General features: G+C 72.1%; 18 protein-coding genes and 1 pseudogene. 5 read left to right on the forward strand and 14 right to left on the reverse strand.

All coding sequences use genetic code 11. The annotated features are described in order from the left end of the window. Positions 1-8: 8 nt before the first annotated feature. Positions 9-554, reverse strand: a complete 546-nt coding sequence (locus tag DNK56_RS09500; protein ID WP_111332355.1) for a carboxymuconolactone decarboxylase family protein — start codon at positions 552-554, stop codon at positions 9-11. Between the two features lie 69 nt (positions 555-623). Between DNK56_RS09500 and DNK56_RS09505 the strand changes: the two genes are divergently transcribed. Further along, positions 624-1,142, forward strand: coding sequence for a MarR family winged helix-turn-helix transcriptional regulator (locus DNK56_RS09505; RefSeq protein ID WP_241989826.1), 519 nt, complete (start codon positions 624-626; stop codon positions 1,140-1,142). Positions 1,143-1,185: 43 nt separating this feature from the next. Here the strand turns inward: DNK56_RS09505 and DNK56_RS09510 are convergent, their stop codons facing one another. Together DNK56_RS09510 and DNK56_RS09515 are read right to left on the reverse strand one after the other, a co-directional pair. Then, positions 1,186-1,833, reverse strand: coding sequence for a LuxR C-terminal-related transcriptional regulator (locus tag DNK56_RS09510; protein WP_111332357.1), 648 nt, complete (start codon positions 1,831-1,833; stop codon positions 1,186-1,188). Next, entirely contained in the window at positions 1,818-3,086 is a 1,269-nt protein-coding gene (locus DNK56_RS09515) for a sensor histidine kinase (RefSeq protein WP_111332359.1), read from the reverse strand. Before DNK56_RS09515 ends, DNK56_RS09510 begins: the two co-directional genes overlap by 16 nt. A 251-nt stretch (positions 3,087-3,337) precedes the next feature. Here DNK56_RS09515 and DNK56_RS09520 point away from each other — a divergent pair, with 251 nt between their 5' ends. Beyond that, positions 3,338-5,467, forward strand: coding sequence for an MMPL family transporter (locus tag DNK56_RS09520; RefSeq protein WP_199563808.1), 2,130 nt, complete (start codon positions 3,338-3,340; stop codon positions 5,465-5,467). A 74-nt stretch (positions 5,468-5,541) separates the two neighbouring features. On the opposite strand, the gene DNK56_RS09525 is transcribed toward DNK56_RS09520, so the two are convergent. The 3 genes from DNK56_RS09525 to glnII form a co-directional block, all read right to left on the reverse strand. Beyond that, positions 5,542-6,141 (reverse strand): winged helix-turn-helix domain-containing protein, encoded by a 600-nt coding sequence (locus tag DNK56_RS09525; protein WP_111332363.1) that lies wholly within the window; start codon positions 6,139-6,141, stop codon positions 5,542-5,544. 299 nt (positions 6,142-6,440) lie between these two features. Then, positions 6,441-7,352: a DUF6891 domain-containing protein gene (locus tag DNK56_RS09535; protein WP_111332367.1), complete on the reverse strand. Its 912-nt coding sequence runs from the start codon at positions 7,350-7,352 to the stop codon at positions 6,441-6,443. A 117-nt stretch (positions 7,353-7,469) separates the two neighbouring features. Next, complete coding sequence (gene glnII / locus DNK56_RS09540; RefSeq protein ID WP_111332369.1) at positions 7,470-8,504, reverse strand: glutamine synthetase; 1,035 nt, start codon at positions 8,502-8,504, stop codon at positions 7,470-7,472. Between the two features lie 166 nt (positions 8,505-8,670). On the opposite strand from glnII, the gene DNK56_RS09545 reads away from it, so the two are divergent. Then, the gene (locus DNK56_RS09545) at positions 8,671-9,585 is read left to right on the forward strand and encodes a Gfo/Idh/MocA family protein (protein WP_111332371.1); all 915 of its coding nucleotides are present in this window, start codon (positions 8,671-8,673) and stop codon (positions 9,583-9,585) included. A gap of 88 nt (positions 9,586-9,673) precedes the next feature. Here the strand turns inward: DNK56_RS09545 and DNK56_RS09550 are convergent, their stop codons facing one another. After that, on the reverse strand, positions 9,674-10,042 hold the full coding sequence (locus tag DNK56_RS09550) for an arsenate reductase family protein (protein WP_111332373.1): 369 nt from the start codon (positions 10,040-10,042) through the stop codon (positions 9,674-9,676). A 141-nt stretch (positions 10,043-10,183) separates the two neighbouring features. Here DNK56_RS09550 and DNK56_RS09555 point away from each other — a divergent pair, with 141 nt between their 5' ends. Further along, positions 10,184-10,465 carry a hypothetical protein gene (locus DNK56_RS09555; RefSeq protein ID WP_111332375.1) on the forward strand — a complete coding sequence of 94 codons (282 nt, stop codon included), beginning with the start codon at positions 10,184-10,186 and terminating at the stop codon, positions 10,463-10,465. A 41-nt stretch (positions 10,466-10,506) separates the two neighbouring features. Here the strand turns inward: DNK56_RS09555 and DNK56_RS09560 are convergent, their stop codons facing one another. Then, a complete protein-coding gene (locus tag DNK56_RS09560; RefSeq protein WP_111332377.1) occupies positions 10,507-10,950 on the reverse strand; it encodes a hypothetical protein in 444 nt (147 codons plus the stop codon). Positions 10,951-11,059: 109 nt separating this feature from the next. Next, a complete protein-coding gene (locus DNK56_RS09565; RefSeq protein WP_111332379.1) occupies positions 11,060-11,434 on the reverse strand; it encodes a VOC family protein in 375 nt (124 codons plus the stop codon). A 544-nt stretch (positions 11,435-11,978) separates the two neighbouring features. On the opposite strand from DNK56_RS09565, the gene DNK56_RS09570 reads away from it, so the two are divergent. Next, positions 11,979-13,499: a SulP family inorganic anion transporter gene (locus DNK56_RS09570; protein WP_111332381.1), complete on the forward strand. Its 1,521-nt coding sequence runs from the start codon at positions 11,979-11,981 to the stop codon at positions 13,497-13,499. Between the two features lie 76 nt (positions 13,500-13,575). Here the strand turns inward: DNK56_RS09570 and DNK56_RS09575 are convergent. The 5 genes and pseudogenes from DNK56_RS09575 to DNK56_RS09595 all read right to left on the reverse strand — a co-directional run. Continuing rightward, a pseudogene (locus tag DNK56_RS09575) lies at positions 13,576-13,839 on the reverse strand (TetR family transcriptional regulator); the annotation flags it as partial. 12 nt (positions 13,840-13,851) lie between these two features. Next, entirely contained in the window at positions 13,852-14,424 is a 573-nt protein-coding gene (locus DNK56_RS09580; protein WP_111332383.1) for a GNAT family N-acetyltransferase, read from the reverse strand. Further along, the gene (locus DNK56_RS09585) at positions 14,417-14,974 is read right to left on the reverse strand and encodes a lasso peptide biosynthesis B2 protein (RefSeq protein ID WP_111332385.1); all 558 of its coding nucleotides are present in this window, start codon (positions 14,972-14,974) and stop codon (positions 14,417-14,419) included. Before DNK56_RS09585 ends, DNK56_RS09580 begins: the two co-directional genes overlap by 8 nt. Next, a complete protein-coding gene (locus tag DNK56_RS09590) occupies positions 14,974-16,839 on the reverse strand; it encodes an albusnodin/ikarugamycin family macrolactam cyclase (protein ID WP_241989827.1) in 1,866 nt (621 codons plus the stop codon). The genes DNK56_RS09585 and DNK56_RS09590 overlap by 1 nt, the downstream gene beginning before the upstream one ends. Before the next feature lie 3 nt (positions 16,840-16,842). Continuing rightward, positions 16,843-16,983 (reverse strand): albusnodin family lasso peptide, encoded by a 141-nt coding sequence (locus tag DNK56_RS09595; RefSeq protein ID WP_111332389.1) that lies wholly within the window; start codon positions 16,981-16,983, stop codon positions 16,843-16,845. Positions 16,984-17,068 lie beyond the last annotated feature (85 nt).

A 17,068-nucleotide genomic window follows, 5' to 3' on the forward strand; every position in this document is an offset into this window, starting at 1 on the left:
CGAGGCGGTCAGGCGAACCGGGTCAGCGGCCCGTCCACCGGCGCGCCCGTCATCCGGTTGGCCAGCGTGGACAGGGTGTAGGTGGCGATGCCGAGGGTCACCTCCAGCGCGTTGCGCGCGGTGTAGCCGTGTGCCGTGAACGCGTCGAGCGCGTCCCCGCCCACCGCTCCGTTCGTCGCGAGGACCGCGAGGACGAACCGCCGCAGGGCCTCCAGCCGTTCGTCGCCGAGCGGGGCGGCCTCGCGCAGGGCGGCGATCAGGGCGGGGTCGGCGTCCAGGGCGGTGAGTATCCCGGTGTGCATCGCCACGCAGATGTGGCAGCCGTTCCGGGTGGCCATGGTCATGCTCAGCACTTCGCGGGAGAGCCGGTCCAGGCTGGTGGACTCGAAGAGGGCGTTCATCTTCAGGAAGCCGCCCAGCACCTCGGGCGAGGTGGCCATCCGGGCGGCGGCCGACGGCAGGAAGCCCTGCTTGCCCTCGATGGCGGCCAGGGCGGGGCGGGCGGCGGCGGGGGCGGACGCGTGGGTGTGGTCGGGGAAGGCGGTCGCGGGCATGGCGGGGCCTCTCGGGTAAACTCGACAACGTGATTGACGAAAACGTAAACCAGGTTGTCGGGTTTCGCAATGGCTGAGGCTCCGGGCGGGCACGGCGGGGTGCGCCCCGGCGAGGAGGGGCCCGGTGTGGAGGGGCGGGGCTTCGAGCTGCCGCTGCTGCTGTTCGCGGGCTTCCGGTCGGTGATCGACGCGCTCCACCGCGAACTGGCCGAGGAGGGCCACCCCGACATGCGGCCCGCGTACGGCTACGCCCTCCAGGCCGTGGGCCTGCGCGGAGCGACCGCCAGCGAGATCGGCCGCCGCCTCGGCGTCTCCAAGCAGGCCGCCGGCAAGACCGTCGACCGGCTGGAGAGCCTCGGCTACGTGGAGCGCGCCGACGACCCGGACGACGGGCGCCGCAAGCTGGTCCGGCTGACCGCGCGGGGCACGGACGTGCTGGCGCGGTCGGCGGCGGGCTTCGACCGGCTGCGCGCCGAGTGGGTCCTGGCCCTGGGCGCGGACCGGGTCCGCGCCCTGGAGGACGACCTGCGCACCATGGCCCCGGACGGCGCGTTCCGGCTCGACGTGGCGTCCTGGTTCAACGGCTGAGGACGCGCCGGGGCCTGTCCCGCGAAGACCCGCCGGACCGGCCCTAACCCCGGTCCAGATAGGCCAGCACGGCCAGCACGCGGCGGTTGTCGTCGTCGGACGGCGGCAGGTCCAGCTTTCCGAAGATGTTCGAGGTGTGCTTGGCCACCGCCCGCTCCGTGATCACCATCTGCGAGGCGATCGCCGCGTTCGACCGGCCCTGCGCCATCAGCTCCATGACCTCCCGCTCGCGCGGGGTCAGCCCGACCATCGGCTTGTCCTGCGAACGCCGGGTCAGCAGCTGCGAGATGACCTGCGGGTCCATCGCCGTGCCGCCGGCCGCGACCCGGCGCACCGCGTCGATGAACTGGTCCGCGTCGAAGACCCGGTCCTTGAGCAGATAGCCGATGCCGCCGTTGCCGTCCGCCAGCAACTCGCGCGCGTACAACTGCTCGACGTGCTGCGAGAGGACGAGCACCGGCAGTCCGGGCCGCGCCCGCCGGGCCGCCAGCGCGCACTGCAGCCCCTCGTCCGTGTGCGACGGCGGGAGCCGGACGTCGACGACGGCGACGTCCGGCTCCAGCTCGGCAAGGGCCTTGGACAGTTCCGGCCCGGTCTCGACCGCTGCCGCGATCTCGAAGTCGTACGCCTCCAGCATCCGGACCAGACCGTCGCGCAGCAGGAAGAGGTCTTCGGCTAGGACAACTCGCAAGGGATCTCCATGGTCACCATGGTGGGGCCGCCCGCCGGGCTGCTGACGGCCATGACGCCGTCGAATGTACCGAGCCTGCGTTCGATACCGCTCAGCCCCGAGCCCCCGCCGACCGTCGCACCGCCCCGGCCGTCGTCCGTGACCGAGAACCTGAGCGCCCCCTCGCCGTGGCGCAGGTCCACCCAGATCCGCTCCGCCCCCGAGTGCTTCGCCGCGTTCGTCAGCGCCTCGCTGATCGCGAAGTACGCCGCCGACTCGACCGGCGCCTCCGCCCGCCCGGCCAGCTCCACGTCCACGTCGCACGCGATCGGCAGCCGCAGCGCCAGCGCCTTCACCGCGTCGCCCAGCCCGCGCTCCGCGAGAACCGGCGGGTGGATGCCCCGGACCAGGTCGCGCAGCTCCGTCAGCGCCTCCGCCGACGACTCACGGGCCATCGACAGGAGCTTCTTCGCCTGCGCCGGGTCCTTCTCGATCAGCGCCTCGATGGTGCCCAGGTTCATCCCCATCGCCACCAGCCGCGCCTGCGCACCGTCGTGCAGATCCCGCTCGATGCGCCGCAGCTCGGACGCGGCCGTGTCCACCGCCTCGTGCCGGGTCTCCGTCAACCGGTCGATGCGCAGCGCCAGTTCCTGCTTCTCGGTGGGGGCCAGCGAGGCACGGGCCAGCACGAAGTGCGCCCGCAGCAGCCGCTCGCTCAGCAGCACGCCCACCGCGAAGATCGCCACACCCAGCGCCGCCGCCATCAGCCCCGTCGCCTGGCTGTCCACCGGCACGAACGCGTACCAGTACCGGTCGTCCGTGAAGACCCGCCACAGACCGGCCGCCAGCACCAGACCCTCCACCGGGTAGAGCAGCAGCGCCGCCCCGAACACCGCCACCGTGTAGCCGGCCGTCATGTCGACGAGCATCCACCGCATGTCCCGCCAGGTCGCCGGGTCCTTCAGCATCAGCGTCGTCCGCTCCACCTGCCCGAGGAACCCGCCGCGCAGATCCTTCGGCATCGGCCGGTACGGGACCGGGATGCGCACGTCCGACCAGGTGGCCGCCAGCAGCCGGCGCTGATTGGCGTGCCTGCGGACCGCCTCCAGGAGGTACGGCGTGGTCAGCAGGCCGATGCCCAGCGGAATCATGGCGATCGAGACCAGCGCCAGCGAGAACAGCGTGCACGACCCGACGAGCGCCGCGAACGACATCAGCAGCCCGCGCCACGCGGCCAGCAGCGCCGACCCGATCCGTCCCCGTATCGCGTTCATCCCGGTTCCTCTTCCCCTCGCCGGGCCCTCGTACCGGCCCCGTGTCGCAGACAGTCTCACCCGCCGCACCCCGCGGGTCCCAGCCGGTTCCCCACCCGGTGGGGGTGTACCCAGCACCACCCCCGCCACCTCGCCCTACGTGCCGTGCGACCGGGGGTTTCACCGGCTGGGGCGGATCTCGGCACCTCCCTAGATTCGAAGGCACATCGACGGACTTCCACCCACTTCCATCAACAGGGGGCGAACACGCCATGAGGCGTAACCTGGCGGCACGCATCGGTGTGTGGAGCGCACACCACCGCAAGACGGCCATTCTCGGCTGGCTGCTCTTCGTCGTACTCGCCGCGGGCATCGGCGGCGCCTCGGGCATGGTCGAGATGACCAACGCGGAGAACACCGCCGGGGACTCGGCCCGCGCCGAACAGATCCTCGCCGACGCCGGACTCGCCCACCGGGCCGGCGAACTCGTCATGGTGTCGTCCGCCGAACCGGACGGCTGGAAGGCCGCCGCCCGCGAACTCGCCACCGCCGTCGAGGACACCGGCGAGGTCACCGGCCTCGCGGACCCGATCCCCTCCGAGGACCGCAAGGACGCGCTGATCACCTTCGAGATGAAGGGCGACCCCGACACCGCGGCCGACCGCGTCCAGCCCGTCCTGGACGCCGTCGCCGGGGTCCAGGAGAAGCACTCCGGCATCACCGTCAGCCAGTTCGGCGACGCCAGCGCCGGCAAATGGCTCGGCGACCTGCTCTCCGACGACTTCAAGAAGGCCGAGTTCACCGCCGTACCGCTGGCCCTCGGCATCCTGCTGGTCGCCTTCGGCGCCGTCGTCGCCGCCCTGCTGCCCGTGGGCCTCGCCCTCACCGCCTGCATGGCCGCCTTCGGACTGCTCTCCCTCGCCAGCCACCAGCTGCACCTTTTCCAGACCACGTACTCCGTGATGTTCCTGATGGGCTTCGCCGTCGGCGTCGACTACTGCCTCTTCTACCTGCGCCGCGAACGCGACGAACGGGCCGCCGGACGCGACGCCGAGACCGCCCTGCGCATCGCCGCCGCCACCAGCGGCCGCGCCGTCCTCGTCTCCGGGCTCACCGTCATGGTCGCCATGGCCGGCATGTTCCTGTCCGGCCTGATGCTCTTCAAGGGCTTCGCGCTGGCCACCATCACCGTCGTGTTCATCGCCATGCTGGGCTCCGTCACCGTGCTGCCCGCCCTGCTCTCCTGGCTCGGCGACCGCATCGAGGCCGGCCGGGTGCCCCTGCTGAACCGGCGCGGCAAGCGCGGCCGCAAGCAGAGCGGCGGCTTCGCGGGCCGGGTACTGCGCCCCGTCCTGAACCGGCCGAAGCTCTTCGCCGCCGCCTCCGTCGCCGTCCTGCTGGTCCTCGCCGCGCCCGCCGTCGGCATGAAGACCGAATCCCTGGGCCTGGAGAAGCAGTTCGGCTCCGACTCCGCGCTGTCCGTCGCCTACCGCCAGATCAGCGAGACCTTCCCCGGCGGCCCCGCCCCGGCCCACGTCGTCGTCGAGGCCGACGACATCACCGCCCCCGCCGTACGCAAGGCCCTCGCCGGCTTCGACGACGTCACCGTCCACCGGGCGCGGAACGTCGCCGAGTTCGAGGTGCCGCTCCCCGGCGGCGAGCAGGGCCTCACCGACCTGCGCGAGGACCGGCTGTCCGCCGCCTTCGACGGAACGGGCGCCCGCGCCTACGTCACCGGTGAGGTCGCCACGTCCGTCGACTTCAACGACCAGCTCAAGCGCGGCATCGCCCCCGTCTTCCTCTTCATCACCGCCGTGACGTTCCTCCTGATGCTGTTCTGCTTCCGCTCCTACGTCATCGCCGTGACGTCGATCCTGCTCAACCTGCTGTCGGTGGGCGCCGCCTACGGCGTGATGACCGCGGTCTTCCAGCACGGCTGGGGCGCCGGGCTCATCGGCTCGGAGGGCGTCGGCGCGGTCGAGTCCTGGATGCCGCTGTTCGTCCTCGTCGTCCTCTTCGGCCTCTCGATGGACTACCACGTCTTCGTGGTCTCCCGTATCCGCGAGGCCCGCGGCCGGGGCCTCGCCACCCGGCCCGCGATCGACGAGGGCATCCGCGCCACGGCCGGCGCGGTGACCGGCGCGGCCGTGATCATGGTGGCGGTGTTCTCCGTCTTCGCGACCCTGTCCATGCAGGACATGCAGCAGATGGGCGTCGGCCTGGCCGTCGCGGTGCTCCTCGACGCCACGGTCGTACGGATGGTGCTGCTGCCCTCCGTGATGGCACTGCTCGGCGAGCGCAACTGGCGCACCCCGCGCGGCCTCGGCCGGCTCCCCAGCCTGGACCACAGCGAGCCGGAGCCCGTCGCCGCCGCCACCCCGGTCGGGCCGGGGATGCGCTGACCAGCACGGTACGAGGACGGGCCCCGGCCCCGGTAGTGATACCGGAACCGGGGCCCGCCCCCGTGCGCCGCCCGTCAGGGCGCGTACTTGTACCCGACCCGGCGCACCGTCTGGATCGAACGGCGGTGCTCGGCGCCCAGCTTGCGGCGCAGCCGGGCGATGTGCACGTCCACGGTGCGGCCGTCGCCCACGTGCCCGTAGCCCCAGACCGTCGTCACCAGCTGGTCGCGGGTGTGGACACGGTGGGGGTGGGCCACCAGATGGGCCAGCAGCTCGAACTCCAGGTACGTGAGGTCGAGCTGCCGCCCCTGCACCGAGGCGGCGCGGCGCACCGGGTCGATGGCCACCGGCCCCGCGCCCGCCGCGCCGGAACCCGCCGGGCCCGGACCCGCCGCCTCCGGCGCGGGCCCCGGAACCGCGTACCGGGCGGCGGCAGCGGCGAAGGCGGGCTGCTGGTCGGCGGGCACGAGCACCAGATAGCCGACCATCGGCGGCCGGCCCGGCAGGCTGGGCAGGGAGTGCTGGGGCGCCGGCAGCCAGGTCGTGCCCGGCGCGAGCAGCGCGGACACATCGGCCTGCTGAACGGCCTCGTCGGGGGCGACGGCACGCAATCGGTGCCGGGTGGGGGAGGAGGGGCGGACGGCGGCAGCGGAGAAGGAACGGTTGTTCGCCATGAGGGGTCAGCTCTTTCGCGCGAGGAGTCGTCGAACGGACGGACTTGCTGCGTACGCGCGCGGACCCGAGACCGGGTGCGGACTCTAGAGGGCCGGCGCGCTCGGCGCGCGACAACACACCCGGTCGAAGTCGTGATGCTGACGGGACGGCCAGAACGGTTCCAGGTCGCTGCGACCTGTCGAGGTGTGCGGGAAACCGGCCATGCCCCCATTGAAGCAGAGAACCCCGCCCCGCAGCAGACCGCTCTCGGCCGCCGGCCCGCCCCTCCGCCCGCGACCCGGCACCCCTCCGCCGGCTCCTAACCCACCAGCCGCTTGCGCCAGTCCAGGTTCGTCAGCCCGATCGCCCGGTCCGGCGAACCGTCCCACTCCGCGGTCAACCCGGCCTCCTCCAGCGCGGCCACCACCTCGCGGCCCACGGCGGCGGTCGTCTCCCCGGAACCGTCGAACCCGCCGTAGTACAGCGACAGCCCGTGCCCGGCGGCGGCGCTCTCCGTGCCCTGGAAGTGGAAGAAGACGAAACCGCGGGCGTCCTCGCGCCCGGCCTCCCGGATCTCGCTCGTCCCGCACGAACGGCAGCACGTGAAATGCTCGCGGGCGGTGATGCCGCCCCAGTCCAGCGCGGCGAACGCCCGCGCCAGCCGCTCCGGGTCCGTCTCGCCCTCCCAGCGCCGCTGCTCGGCCACCCGCTCCAGCCAGAGCCGCTCCACCAACTGCCTGGCCTGCGCCCGCGTCACCGGCCGCACCCCGTCCTTCACCAGGTAGTCCTCGGCGGCCTCGGTGAGCGTGGACACCGTCCCGTAACCACCGCGCAGCAGCTCCCGGACCCGCGCCTCCAACTGCTCCCGGATCTCCGCGGGCAGCTCCGGCACCGGGTCCGGCTCCGGTATCCCCGCGCTCTCCCAGACCATGCCCCCGTCCCAGCCGGACTCCTGGCGCGCCCAGCGCGTCATCAGCTCCGCGACCCGCTCCGGATCGTCGAGGACGGCGCGGACATGGCTCGACGCCGAACCCGTACGGTGCTCCAACTCGTAGGCGCCGCCCGTCTCGTGCCACACCTGGATGAAGGTGCCGGGGATGTCCGGAGCCCGCTGGACCACCAGGAAGTGGTCCAGCGTTCCGCCGATGCGGTGCACCAACGCGCTCAGCGTCTCCTCGGACACGCGGACGCGGGGCTGCTGGTTCTCGGTGGCGACCTTGATTTCGAGCATGGCGCCAGCCTGGCACACCCCACTGACAGCGCCGGGCGCGCATGCGCGGGAGGCGCCCGCCGCGCGACTCGCGGCGGACGCCTCCCGGTGGTCGCCTTCCGACGGCGCGGCGGCCGGTCAGACCTGGCCGGCCTTCTCCAGCGCGGCACAGCAGGTGTCCACGATCAGCCGCGTGACGACGTACGGGTCGACGTTGGCGTTGGGGCGGCGGTCCTCGATGTAGCCCTTGCCGTCCTGCTCGACCTGCCACGGGATACGCACCGAGGCGCCCCGGTCGGACACCCCGTAGCTGTACTCGTTCCACGGGGCGGTCTCGTGCAGACCGGTCAGCCGGTCGTCGATGCCGGCGCCGTAGTTCTTCACGTGGTCCATCGGCTTCGAGCCCTCGCCCAGCGACTCGCAGGCGGTGATGATCGCGTCGTAGCCCTCGCGCATCGCCTTCGTCGAGAAGTTGGTGTGCGCGCCCGCGCCGTTCCAGTCGCCCTTGACCGGCTTCGGGTCCAGCGTCGCGGACACGTTGAAGTCCTCGGCGGTGCGGTAGAGCAGCCACCGGGCGATCCACAGCTGGTCGGAGACCTCCAGCGGGGACAGCGGACCCACCTGGAACTCCCACTGGCCGGGCATGACCTCGGCGTTGATGCCGGAGATGCCCAGGCCCGCCCGCAGACAGTTGTCGAGGTGCTTCTCGACGATCTCGCGGCCGAAGATCTCGTCCGAGCCGACCCCGCAGTAGTAGCCGCCCTGCGCGGCCGGGAAGCCGCCCTCGGGGAAGCCGAGCGGCCGGTGGCCGTCGAAGAAGGTGTACTCCTGCTCGATCCCGAAGATCGCCTCCTGCCCGGCGAACCGCTCGGCGACCGGCCGCAGTTCGGCACGGGTGTTGGACGGGTGCGGCGTCATGTCGATGTCGAAGACCTCGCACAGCACCAGGATGTCGTCGCCGCCCCGGATCGGGTCCGGACACAGGAAGACCGGCTTCAGCACCCGGTCCGAGGCATGCCCCCGGGCCTGGTTGGTGCTCGACCCGTCGAAGCCCCAGATCGGCAGCGCGGCCACGTCGGACGACGGGGCGCCGGTCATGATCTTGGTCTTCGAACGGAGCTTGGCGGTCGGCTCGGTGCCGTCGATCCAGATGTACTCAGCCTTGAACGTCACGGAAGCCATCCTTTACGGGTGCTGCGGTCTATGCGGTGCAGCTTCGCAAGCCGCGATTTCCCGACCGTTGCCCTCGTGTGAACCCCGTGTTACCGAGCCTCCGCCGCCCCCTCCGCCGCGACCCCCGCCGCGCCGCCGCCCCGTCCCCACCCGGCACACTGTCCCCATGACGACACCCGAGCCCCCCCTGCGCATCGGCCTCGCCGGCACCGGACCCTGGGCACGCAGCACCCACGCCCCCGCTCTCGCCGCCCACCCCGGCACCGTGTTCAGCGGAGTGTGGGGGAGGCGGGCGGAAGCCGCCGGTGAACTGGCCGGGGAGTACGGCGTACCCGCCTACTCCGGTGACGCCGGGCTCGACGAACTGTTCGCCGCGAGCGACGCCGTCGCCTTCGCGCTGCCGCCGGACGTGCAGGCCCCCCTCGCGGCCCGCGCCGCCGCGGCCGGCTGCCACCTGCTCCTGGACAAGCCCGTCGCCACCGAGGCCGCCGGCGCCCGCGAGGTGGCCGAGGCCGCCGCCCGGGCCGACGTGGCCTCCGTCGTCTTCTGCACGCTCAGGTTCGCCCCGCGCACCGCCGCCTGGATCGCCGAACAGAGCGCCACCGGCGGCTGGTTCACCGCCCGCGCCGACTGGCTCGGCGCGCTCTGGGACCCCAGGAGCGACAGCGCGTACGCCGCGTCCCCCTGGCGCCGGGAGCGCGGCGGCCTCTGGGACGTCGGCCCGCACGCCCTCTCCGTCCTGATCCCGCTCCTCGGCGACGTCACCGCGCTCACCGCCGCCCGCGGCCCCGCCGACGTGTACAACCTCGTCCTGCGCCACGCCTCCGGCGCCTCCAGCACCGTGACGCTCGCCCTGGGCGCCCCGGAGGGCGCGGCCGGCGTGGAGTTCGTCCTGCGGGGCGAGCACGGCGTCGTCACCATGCCGGACTGGGGCAGTGCGGTGGACGCGTTCACGGCGGCGGTGGACGCGCTGATCACCTCGGCACGCACCGGCGAGGCCCACCCCTGCGACGTAAGGTTCGGCCTCCACCTGACGGAACTCCTCGCCGGGGCCGAGGAGTCGGCGCAAGCCGCGCGGTAGCACGGCGGGCGGGGCGGGCGGCTCGGGCGGCTCGGGCGGGGGCGTCCGGCGCGGGCGGGGCCGGGCGGAACGGCGGGCACCCCGCCGGTCAGGACGCCCCGCGCCCCAGCGCGTCCCGCACCGCGTCCTCCGAGCGGCCGACGACCGCCGTGCCGTCGTCCGCCGTGATGATCGGACGCTGGATCAGCTTCGGATGCCCGGCGAGCGCCGTGATCCACCGCTCCCGCGCGCCCTCCTCACGCGGCCAGTCCGCGATACCCAGCTCCTTCGCCGCCGCCTCCCCCGTCCGCGTGATGTCCCACGGTTCGAGCCCGAGCCGCTCCAGCACGGCCCGGATCTCGTCCGGCGAGGGCACATCCTCCAGATAGCGGCGGACCGTGTAATCGGCCCCCTCCGCGTCGAGCAAATCCATCGCGCCGCGGCACTTCGAACACGCGGGATTGATCCAGATCTCCATGGCACCCACCGTACGGGACGGTTCCCTCCAGGACCGGTCAAAGCCCCGCCGACCAGGGCCGATTGTCAGTGCCCGGCGGTAGAATCGGGGGTAGTTCGTGAGGGTTCCGATCAGTTCCGCCACCGTGCCAGGAGGTTGCCCATGGCCGCTGCCGCAGTCACGACCAAGCCGCTCCACACACCCCTGCACCAGCCGCTGAAGAAGAAGCCGCTCCCCGCCGGCCGCCCCCGCGAGTGGTACGTCTCGCACAACCGCCGGCTGAAGGCGATGCGCCTCGCCATCGCCCTGCTCGACACCGGCGTCTACCTCCCGTCCACCGCGAACAACGCCCGGATACGCGCCACCGCCCAGCGCCTCGGCATCCACCCGCCGTCCGACACCACCTGCCGCATGGTCCGCGCCCTGATCCGCTACGGCCGCTGACACACCGCGGGCGGGCCCCGGAGCAATCCGGGGCCCGCCCCTCAGTACCCGTCGCAGGTGGCCGTCGCGTACGCACCCGAGGCCGCGTCCGTACGCCGCGCACCGCCGTCCACGGTCACCGCGCACGCCACGTCACCACCGCCCCGGCCCACGCTCACCTCGAACGACCCGCCGCTCAGGAAGCCCCGGGTGTCCAGCTCCCCGGCCCACGGCAGCGAACGCAGCGCCAGCCGCCCGGTCGACAGCTCGTCGCCCCGCCAGGTGCTGTACGTGAGCACCACGTCCCGCGCGGTGCCCGTCACCTCGTACCGGATGTGCACCGTCCGCGAGCCCTCCGAGCGGACCACGTCCGCGAGGACCGCCGAGACCGCCCCGGCCGCCAGCGCCAGCAGCACCGCGACCAGCAGCACCACCCACGGCCAGATCCGCCGCCGGGGAGGCCGCGGCGGGACCGGACCGCCACCGGGGGGCTCCAGATCGCTCATCCCCCCAGCCTCCGCGCCCCGCCACCGCCCCGCGACCCCGCCGCGTCCGTCCGGCGGTGGACCGGGCGGACTACGGAGGGTGGACCGGGCGGACCACGGACACGGCGGACTACAGATACGGGCGGGTGATCAGCTCGATCGCGTGCCCGGCCGGGTCCTTGAAGTAGACGCCCCGGCCGCCGTGCTCGGTATTGGTCTCACCGGACCGCTTCATCTGCGGATCGGCCCAGTGCTCGACCCCGCCCTCGACCAGCCGCGCGTAGGCGCGGTCGAACAGCTCGTCGTCGAGGAGGAACGCGTAGTGCTGCATCTGGATCTCCACCGGCGGCTCGGCGAACTGCAGCAGCACACCGTGCTCCAGCTGGATGTTGACGAACGGACCCCACGACGGGGCCTCGTCCAGCTCCAGCAGATCACGGAAGAACCGCGCGGACTCATGACGGTCCTTGGCGGCGATGATGGTGTGGTTGAACGAAACAGGCATGGTTGACGACCTCATCCTTCTCAATCGGCTCGACACTCGGAAAAAACGTGGGTGTACGAGCCGGAGGAGGCCCCCGTGCCAGGTGTACGAAGCACCCGGCGCGGCGCGTCCGGCGGGGGCTCAGCCCTCCACCGGACAGCCGTTCCGTGCGTGGCTCAAGGCCGGTCCGGTGATCACGGACACGACCCTACGGTGATCGGGCGGGACGGTACAGTGGTTTTCGGCGCCCCGCACCGCACCCACGTGTGCGCGGGGCCTTCCCTGATTCCGGTGGACAGAGAGCGAGCGGGCGGATGCGCATGACGACGCACCGCAGCGCCGCGTGCCCGCCGTGACCCCTCACCCCTGAGCCCCCCGGGCACCGGGCCCGTCCGCGCGATCCGTCCGCGCGCCGATCCGTCCGCGCGCCGATCCGCCGGACCCGCCCCCGGCCGGCTCCCCGGGCCCCCGCGCGCACCCACGCGTCCGCCGGGCCCCGCCGTCCCCGCTGTCTACCCCCGCACGCCCTCTCCCACGGGCGCGCCCGACCGACAGGTACGCCTTCGTGTCCTCCTCCGCACCGCCCTCGCCCCCGTCCGCCCCCGCGTCCCGGCTGCGCGCCCTCAAGCCCGACTGGATCGCCGACCCCAGGGTCTGGCGCACCGAGATCCTCGGCGGCCTGGTCGTCGCGCTCGCCCTGATCCCGGAGGCGATCTCGTTCTCGATCATCGCCGGTGTGGACCCCGCGATCGGCCTGTTCGCCTCCTTCACGATGGCCGTCACGATCTCCGTCGTCGGCGGGCGCCGCGCGATGATCTCCGCGGCCACGGGCGCCGTCGCCCTGGTCATCGCCCCGCTCAACCGGGAGCACGGCTTCGGCTACCTGATCGCCGCGGTGATCCTGGCCGGCCTCTTCCAGATCGTGCTCGGCGCCCTCGGCGTCGCCAAGCTCATGCGGTTCGTGCCGCGCTCCGTGATGACCGGCTTCGTCAACGCCCTGGCGATCCTGATCTTCATGGCCCAGGTGCCCGAGATGCACGACGTGCCGTGGGCGGTCTACCCGCTGATCGCCGGCGGCCTGCTGCTGATGGTGTTCTTCCCGAAGGTCACCCGGGTGATCCCGGCGCCCCTGGTCTCCATCGTGATCCTGACCGTCACCACCGTGGCGGCCGGTATCGCGGTGCCGACGGTGGGCGACAAGGGCGAGCTGCCCTCCTCGCTCCCGGTGCCCGGCCTCCCCGACGTGCCCTTCACCCTGGACACGCTGACGACCATCGCCCCCTACGCCCTGGCGATGGCGCTGGTCGGCCTGATGGAGTCCCTGATGACCGCCCAGCTGGTCGACGACATCACGGACACCCGCTCCAACAAGACCCGCGAGTCCATCGGCCAGGGCGTCGCCAACATCGTCACCGGCTTCTTCGGCGGCATGGGCGGGTGCGCCATGATCGGCCAGACGATGATCAACGTCCGCGTCTCCGGCGCGCGCACCCGCCTGTCCACCTTCCTGGCGGGCTCCTTCCTGATGGTGCTCTGCATCGCCTTCGGCCCGGTCGTCTCGGACATCCCGATGGCGGCCCTGGTCGCGGTCATGGTGATGGTCTCGTTCGCCACGTTCGACTGGCACTCCATCGCGCCGAAGACCCTGCGCCGGATGCCGGTGGGCGAGACGGCGGCCATGGTCATCACCGTCGCCGTCGTCGTCGCCACGTCCAACCTGGCGATCGGCGTCGTCGTCGGCTCGGTCACCGCCATGGTGATCTTCGCCCGGCGCGTCGCCCACCTCGCCGACGTCACCGCGGTCACCGACCCGGACGGCTCCCAGGTCGTCTACTCCGTCACCGGCGAACTCTTCTTCGCCTCCTCCAACGACCTGGTGACCCGCTTCGCCTACGCCACCGACCCGGACAAGGTCGTCATCGACCTCTCCGCCACCCACATCTGGGACGCCTCCTCGGTCGCGGCCCTGGACGCGATCGAGACGAAGTACGCCCAGCGCGGCAAGACGGTCGAAATAGTGGGCCTCAACCAACCGAGCGCCGCCCTGCACACCACCCTGAGCGGCGAACTCACCACCGGCCACTGAGGGGGCGGCGCGGTGCCCGGGGCGGCGGCCGGGGGAGCGGCACCCGGCCCCGGGCCGCCGGGCCCCGTCGTCGCGCCTACCCCGCGACGGCCCCGTGCAGGAAGACGTCGACCAGCTCCCGCGGGGTCAGGTGCGGCTCGTCCTCCGTACGCGGCTGTGTGAACAGCAGCCCGAAGAAGAGCGCCGCGATCTGCTCCGGCGGCCGGCGCAGGGCGGCCCGGTCGGGCTCCAGTAACTCCGCCATGGCCGCGCGGACCATGGCCGACGACTCGTTGCGCCCCACCCCGCGCACCGCCTCGGCCACACACGCCTGCATCAGTTCGTCCTTGTCGGCGAAGACCGAGGTCCTTCGTCAGCCCCGCCCCAGAAGCGCCCGCACCGACGAAGGCCCGCTGAACTCCTCCGCCAGGACGTCCATCAGCACCTCGTCGCAAACCTGCCCGAGCCAGTATCCGGCCTCCCGAAGCCGCCCCACGTGCTGGAACCCGGCACGCTCGTACGCCTTGATCCCGGCCGCGTTCGGGGCCAGCACCTTGAGCCACACCATGCGCAGGCTGGCCACGTGGAACGCGTAGTCGAGGGTCAGCCGAGTCGCCTCGACACCGAGCCCGCGCCCCCGGGCCTCGCGGGCCAGCATGACGACGAACTCGGCGGTACGCACGGAATCATCGGGCAGCAGGGTGGTTACCCCGACCGGTACGGGCTCGGCGCCGGCCAGGTCGTAAACGGTGAAGCGGATGTTGGCCCCCCGGAGCTGGTGCTGCATCCCTTCGGCGCGGGCCTCCAGGGACTCGGGTACTTGGCGGCCGTAACCGATCATCAGGGTGGGGTCCTGCTCCCACTTCCAGTACGTCTCGACCAGATCGGCGCGATAGGGCCCGAGGCCGCAGGTCTCGGTGGTCAGCCACAGCGTCGGCTCAGTCACGGATGTCTCCGATCATCAGGGCGGGCGTGTAGAGAAGCGTGGAGCGCGGTTCGGCTGCAAGGGCTCCGTCGCCAGTCTGGACCCATGCGTGCAGGCGTACGGGATCCGGCGCGACGCCGTGGCACCAGATCACGGACCGGCGCTGGAAGGCGAGGAGGAGTACGGCGGCGGCCGACTCCTCCAGACAAGCGGTTCGGGCCGGGGAGAACCAGGCGGCCCGGCGCACGGCGAGGACAGCACGCTCGGCCTGCTCGGGGGTAGCCGGGTGCGTGGTTGTCGAATCAGCTGTACGGATGGCGTCGATGAGACGTCGCATGGCGGATTCCTTCCTCCCCGCCGCTTTCACCGCCAGGACACAGGCGAGCGCAGCGGCTGCGGCGGAGCTCCACGCATTGCGGGGGACGGTGAGGCCTGCGGGGTGCTCGGTGCTGCCCCAGCTGGCCTTCGGCGCGATCGACGGGGCGGGCTCTGTGGGAATCAGGCAGCGCACGCCGCCGGTGTCGTAGTCGATGACGACCTGCACATGGCCGAAGTCGACGGACCGCTTCATTACTCCACCTTTCCAGGGGCGGCGGCGTCCCACGCGGGATCAGGGGTGTGGGTGATGGTGTGCAACCAGGCGTCGGCAGCCAAGGCCTGCTCGATGTGCGCGAGCGGCATGGGGACCCCGGCGGCGGCGTGGCGGATCTGCTCACGGAATCGCGTCGTGTCGATCAAGCCGAGCGCGGCCAGGTTCATGCCTCCGGTGTCGAGGAGTTGGGGAAGGGCGGCGCGCAGTCCGCCGTAGTGGTCTGCCTCGAAGGCCCCCTTCGTGATACGGGCCACAAGTTCGGCTGGGAGGAGATCGGCGAACGCCTGCTTCAGCACCGGCTTGTAGGCGTAGAGAGGGGGACGCAGATCGACTGGGGTCCTCAGCACCGCGTCGACCACGGAGGCATCAAGGAATGGATTGTGCAGATCGATGCCGCAGGCGTCTGCCAGCTCGGCGTCGGACACCGCAGTGCGTGCCACTTCGCGGATCTCATCAACGAGGATGCGTACCGAGGTGTCCAGGCCCGGCAGAGGGGCGGGCGCGGCAGCGTAGTCCTCGGCGGCCTCGGTGAGGAGACGTACGGCGGAAGACTCCGCCCATGCCGGTACGGGCAGGGTGGAGAACCACCTGACATCACCCCGAGTCGGCTTGACCCCGCTGGTCAGCTCGGTGGTGAGTGTTGCCGAGGCGCCCTCGCGGGTGATGGCCGTCATCATCGATGCGGAGCGAAGCAGTGGGACGACGGCGATGTGTCGAAGCCGAGCCCACCCGAATGCCTCGCGGACCGCGCGGGTGCAGCGACGATGGCGCAGGAGATCGGCGAGCTGGGCCGGCGGCTGGAAGAGGACGCTGTCCCCGCCGTCGCCGGTCAGATGACTACGGGTGCCGAGTTCGCGGCGCATCCAGCGGAATTGGGCCAGGAGTCGGGTCTGCGTGAGCGTGGAAGGCGCGGGTTCGTCGGTCACGGGGAGGTCGGTGAGGTTGGTGTACGGCCGGTGTTCATCGCCGAGGGGGAGCAGGTGGTGGCGGAGCCTGCCGTCGGAGGCCGCAGCGGTGAGCCGGGCGTAATGGAGGTCGGCGCCGTCGAGGACACCACGGGGGTGGACGGTGACAGCGTTCACCGGATCCGGCGCGGTGCGGGAAGCGAGGATGGCGATCGTGGAGGAGTCGAGACCACCGGAAAGGTCGCTCGACAGAGCCGGGTCGGTGTCGGCGCGTAGACGTACGGCGGCAGTGAGGGCGTTACGCAGGTGCGGTGGCGGCCCGTCGAGGGGGTCGGGGCACCACGTGGTGCTGTGCGTGTACCGGTCTCCGGTGGCGGGCAGTTCGATGCGGCTGCCGGGTGGGAGCTGTTCGACTCCGGCGAAGTACGTACGGCCAGTGGCCAATACGGGCACGGATGGAGCGAGGAACGCGCATGCCAGACGCTTGGTGTCGACGTGAGCGCCCGCCAGGGCGCCGAGGTAGCGGGCCGACGTCGACCACGCCCAGGTCCCCTGCCAGGCGACCGCGTACAGGGGCAGTGCGGCGGCCGGGTCGGTGTGGAGGACCAGCCCGTGTGCCAGCTCTTCCAGCACCGCGTAGGCACCCGGCCACTGCCAGGTTGCGCGGGTGGGCACTGGGCACTCGGCCAGGGCCTGTACCTCTTCGGCGGTGGCTGCGCACAAGCCGATGACATGGACGCGACGGCCGGGCCGCCGCGCTGTGCGGACGGGGATGCTGCCGAGCCGCCACAGAGATGACGTGGCGAAGCTCTCCGCGCCGAGTGGGCGAGGAAGGTTGGGTCGGGTGGTGCTGAATCCGCCGACGGGCAACGTGTCCTCCAGATCTTGCGAAGGGGGTGCGGCCCCGACCCGAAGGCTGGGACCGCACCTCTGCGGCAAGGGTCAGCAGTTGTATGCGCGGCGCTTGTCCTCCGACTGTCCGCCGCCTTGGCCCTCGGTCAGCTCGGCGACGTCGCCGAGGTCGACCGCCACCGGCTTCCTGCCGGGAGTGGTGGTGCCGTTCTCGTTGCTGGTGTCGATCATGGTGATGCTCCTTCGATGGATGCGCGAGTGCTGCTTGGTGGTGCCTCCACCCGGGGCCGGTGATCCAGCGGGGCGGAAGTTGGTG

It is taken from the genome of Streptomyces sp. AC1-42W (assembly GCF_003248355.1).
GTDB lineage: Bacteria > Actinomycetota > Actinomycetes > Streptomycetales > Streptomycetaceae > Streptomyces.

What these genes read in the sequence shown, in the direction of transcription:
- DNK56_RS09500 (WP_111332355.1), bottom strand. Translation starts at nt 554, where the DNA reads ATGCCCGCGACCGCCTTCCCCGACCACACCCACGCGTCCGCCCCCGCC.
- DNK56_RS09545 (WP_111332371.1), top strand. Translation starts at nt 8,671, where the DNA reads ATGACGACACCCGAGCCCCCCCTGCGCATCGGCCTCGCCGGCACCGGA.
- DNK56_RS09520 (WP_199563808.1), top strand. Translation starts at nt 3,338, where the DNA reads ATGAGGCGTAACCTGGCGGCACGCATCGGTGTGTGGAGCGCACACCAC.
- DNK56_RS09565 (WP_111332379.1), bottom strand. Translation starts at nt 11,434, where the DNA reads ATGCCTGTTTCGTTCAACCACACCATCATCGCCGCCAAGGACCGTCAT.
- DNK56_RS09535 (WP_111332367.1), bottom strand. Translation starts at nt 7,352, where the DNA reads ATGCTCGAAATCAAGGTCGCCACCGAGAACCAGCAGCCCCGCGTCCGC.
- DNK56_RS09595 (WP_111332389.1), bottom strand. Translation starts at nt 16,983, where the DNA reads ATGATCGACACCAGCAACGAGAACGGCACCACCACTCCCGGCAGGAAG.
- DNK56_RS09560 (WP_111332377.1), bottom strand. Translation starts at nt 10,950, where the DNA reads ATGAGCGATCTGGAGCCCCCCGGTGGCGGTCCGGTCCCGCCGCGGCCT.
- DNK56_RS09525 (WP_111332363.1), bottom strand. Translation starts at nt 6,141, where the DNA reads ATGGCGAACAACCGTTCCTTCTCCGCTGCCGCCGTCCGCCCCTCCTCC.
- DNK56_RS09515 (WP_111332359.1), bottom strand. Translation starts at nt 3,086, where the DNA reads ATGAACGCGATACGGGGACGGATCGGGTCGGCGCTGCTGGCCGCGTGG.
- DNK56_RS09550 (WP_111332373.1), bottom strand. Translation starts at nt 10,042, where the DNA reads ATGGAGATCTGGATCAATCCCGCGTGTTCGAAGTGCCGCGGCGCGATG.
- DNK56_RS09555 (WP_111332375.1), top strand. Translation starts at nt 10,184, where the DNA reads ATGGCCGCTGCCGCAGTCACGACCAAGCCGCTCCACACACCCCTGCAC.
- DNK56_RS09505 (WP_241989826.1), top strand. Translation starts at nt 624, where the DNA reads ATGGCTGAGGCTCCGGGCGGGCACGGCGGGGTGCGCCCCGGCGAGGAG.
- DNK56_RS09585 (WP_111332385.1), bottom strand. Translation starts at nt 14,974, where the DNA reads ATGAAGCGGTCCGTCGACTTCGGCCATGTGCAGGTCGTCATCGACTAC.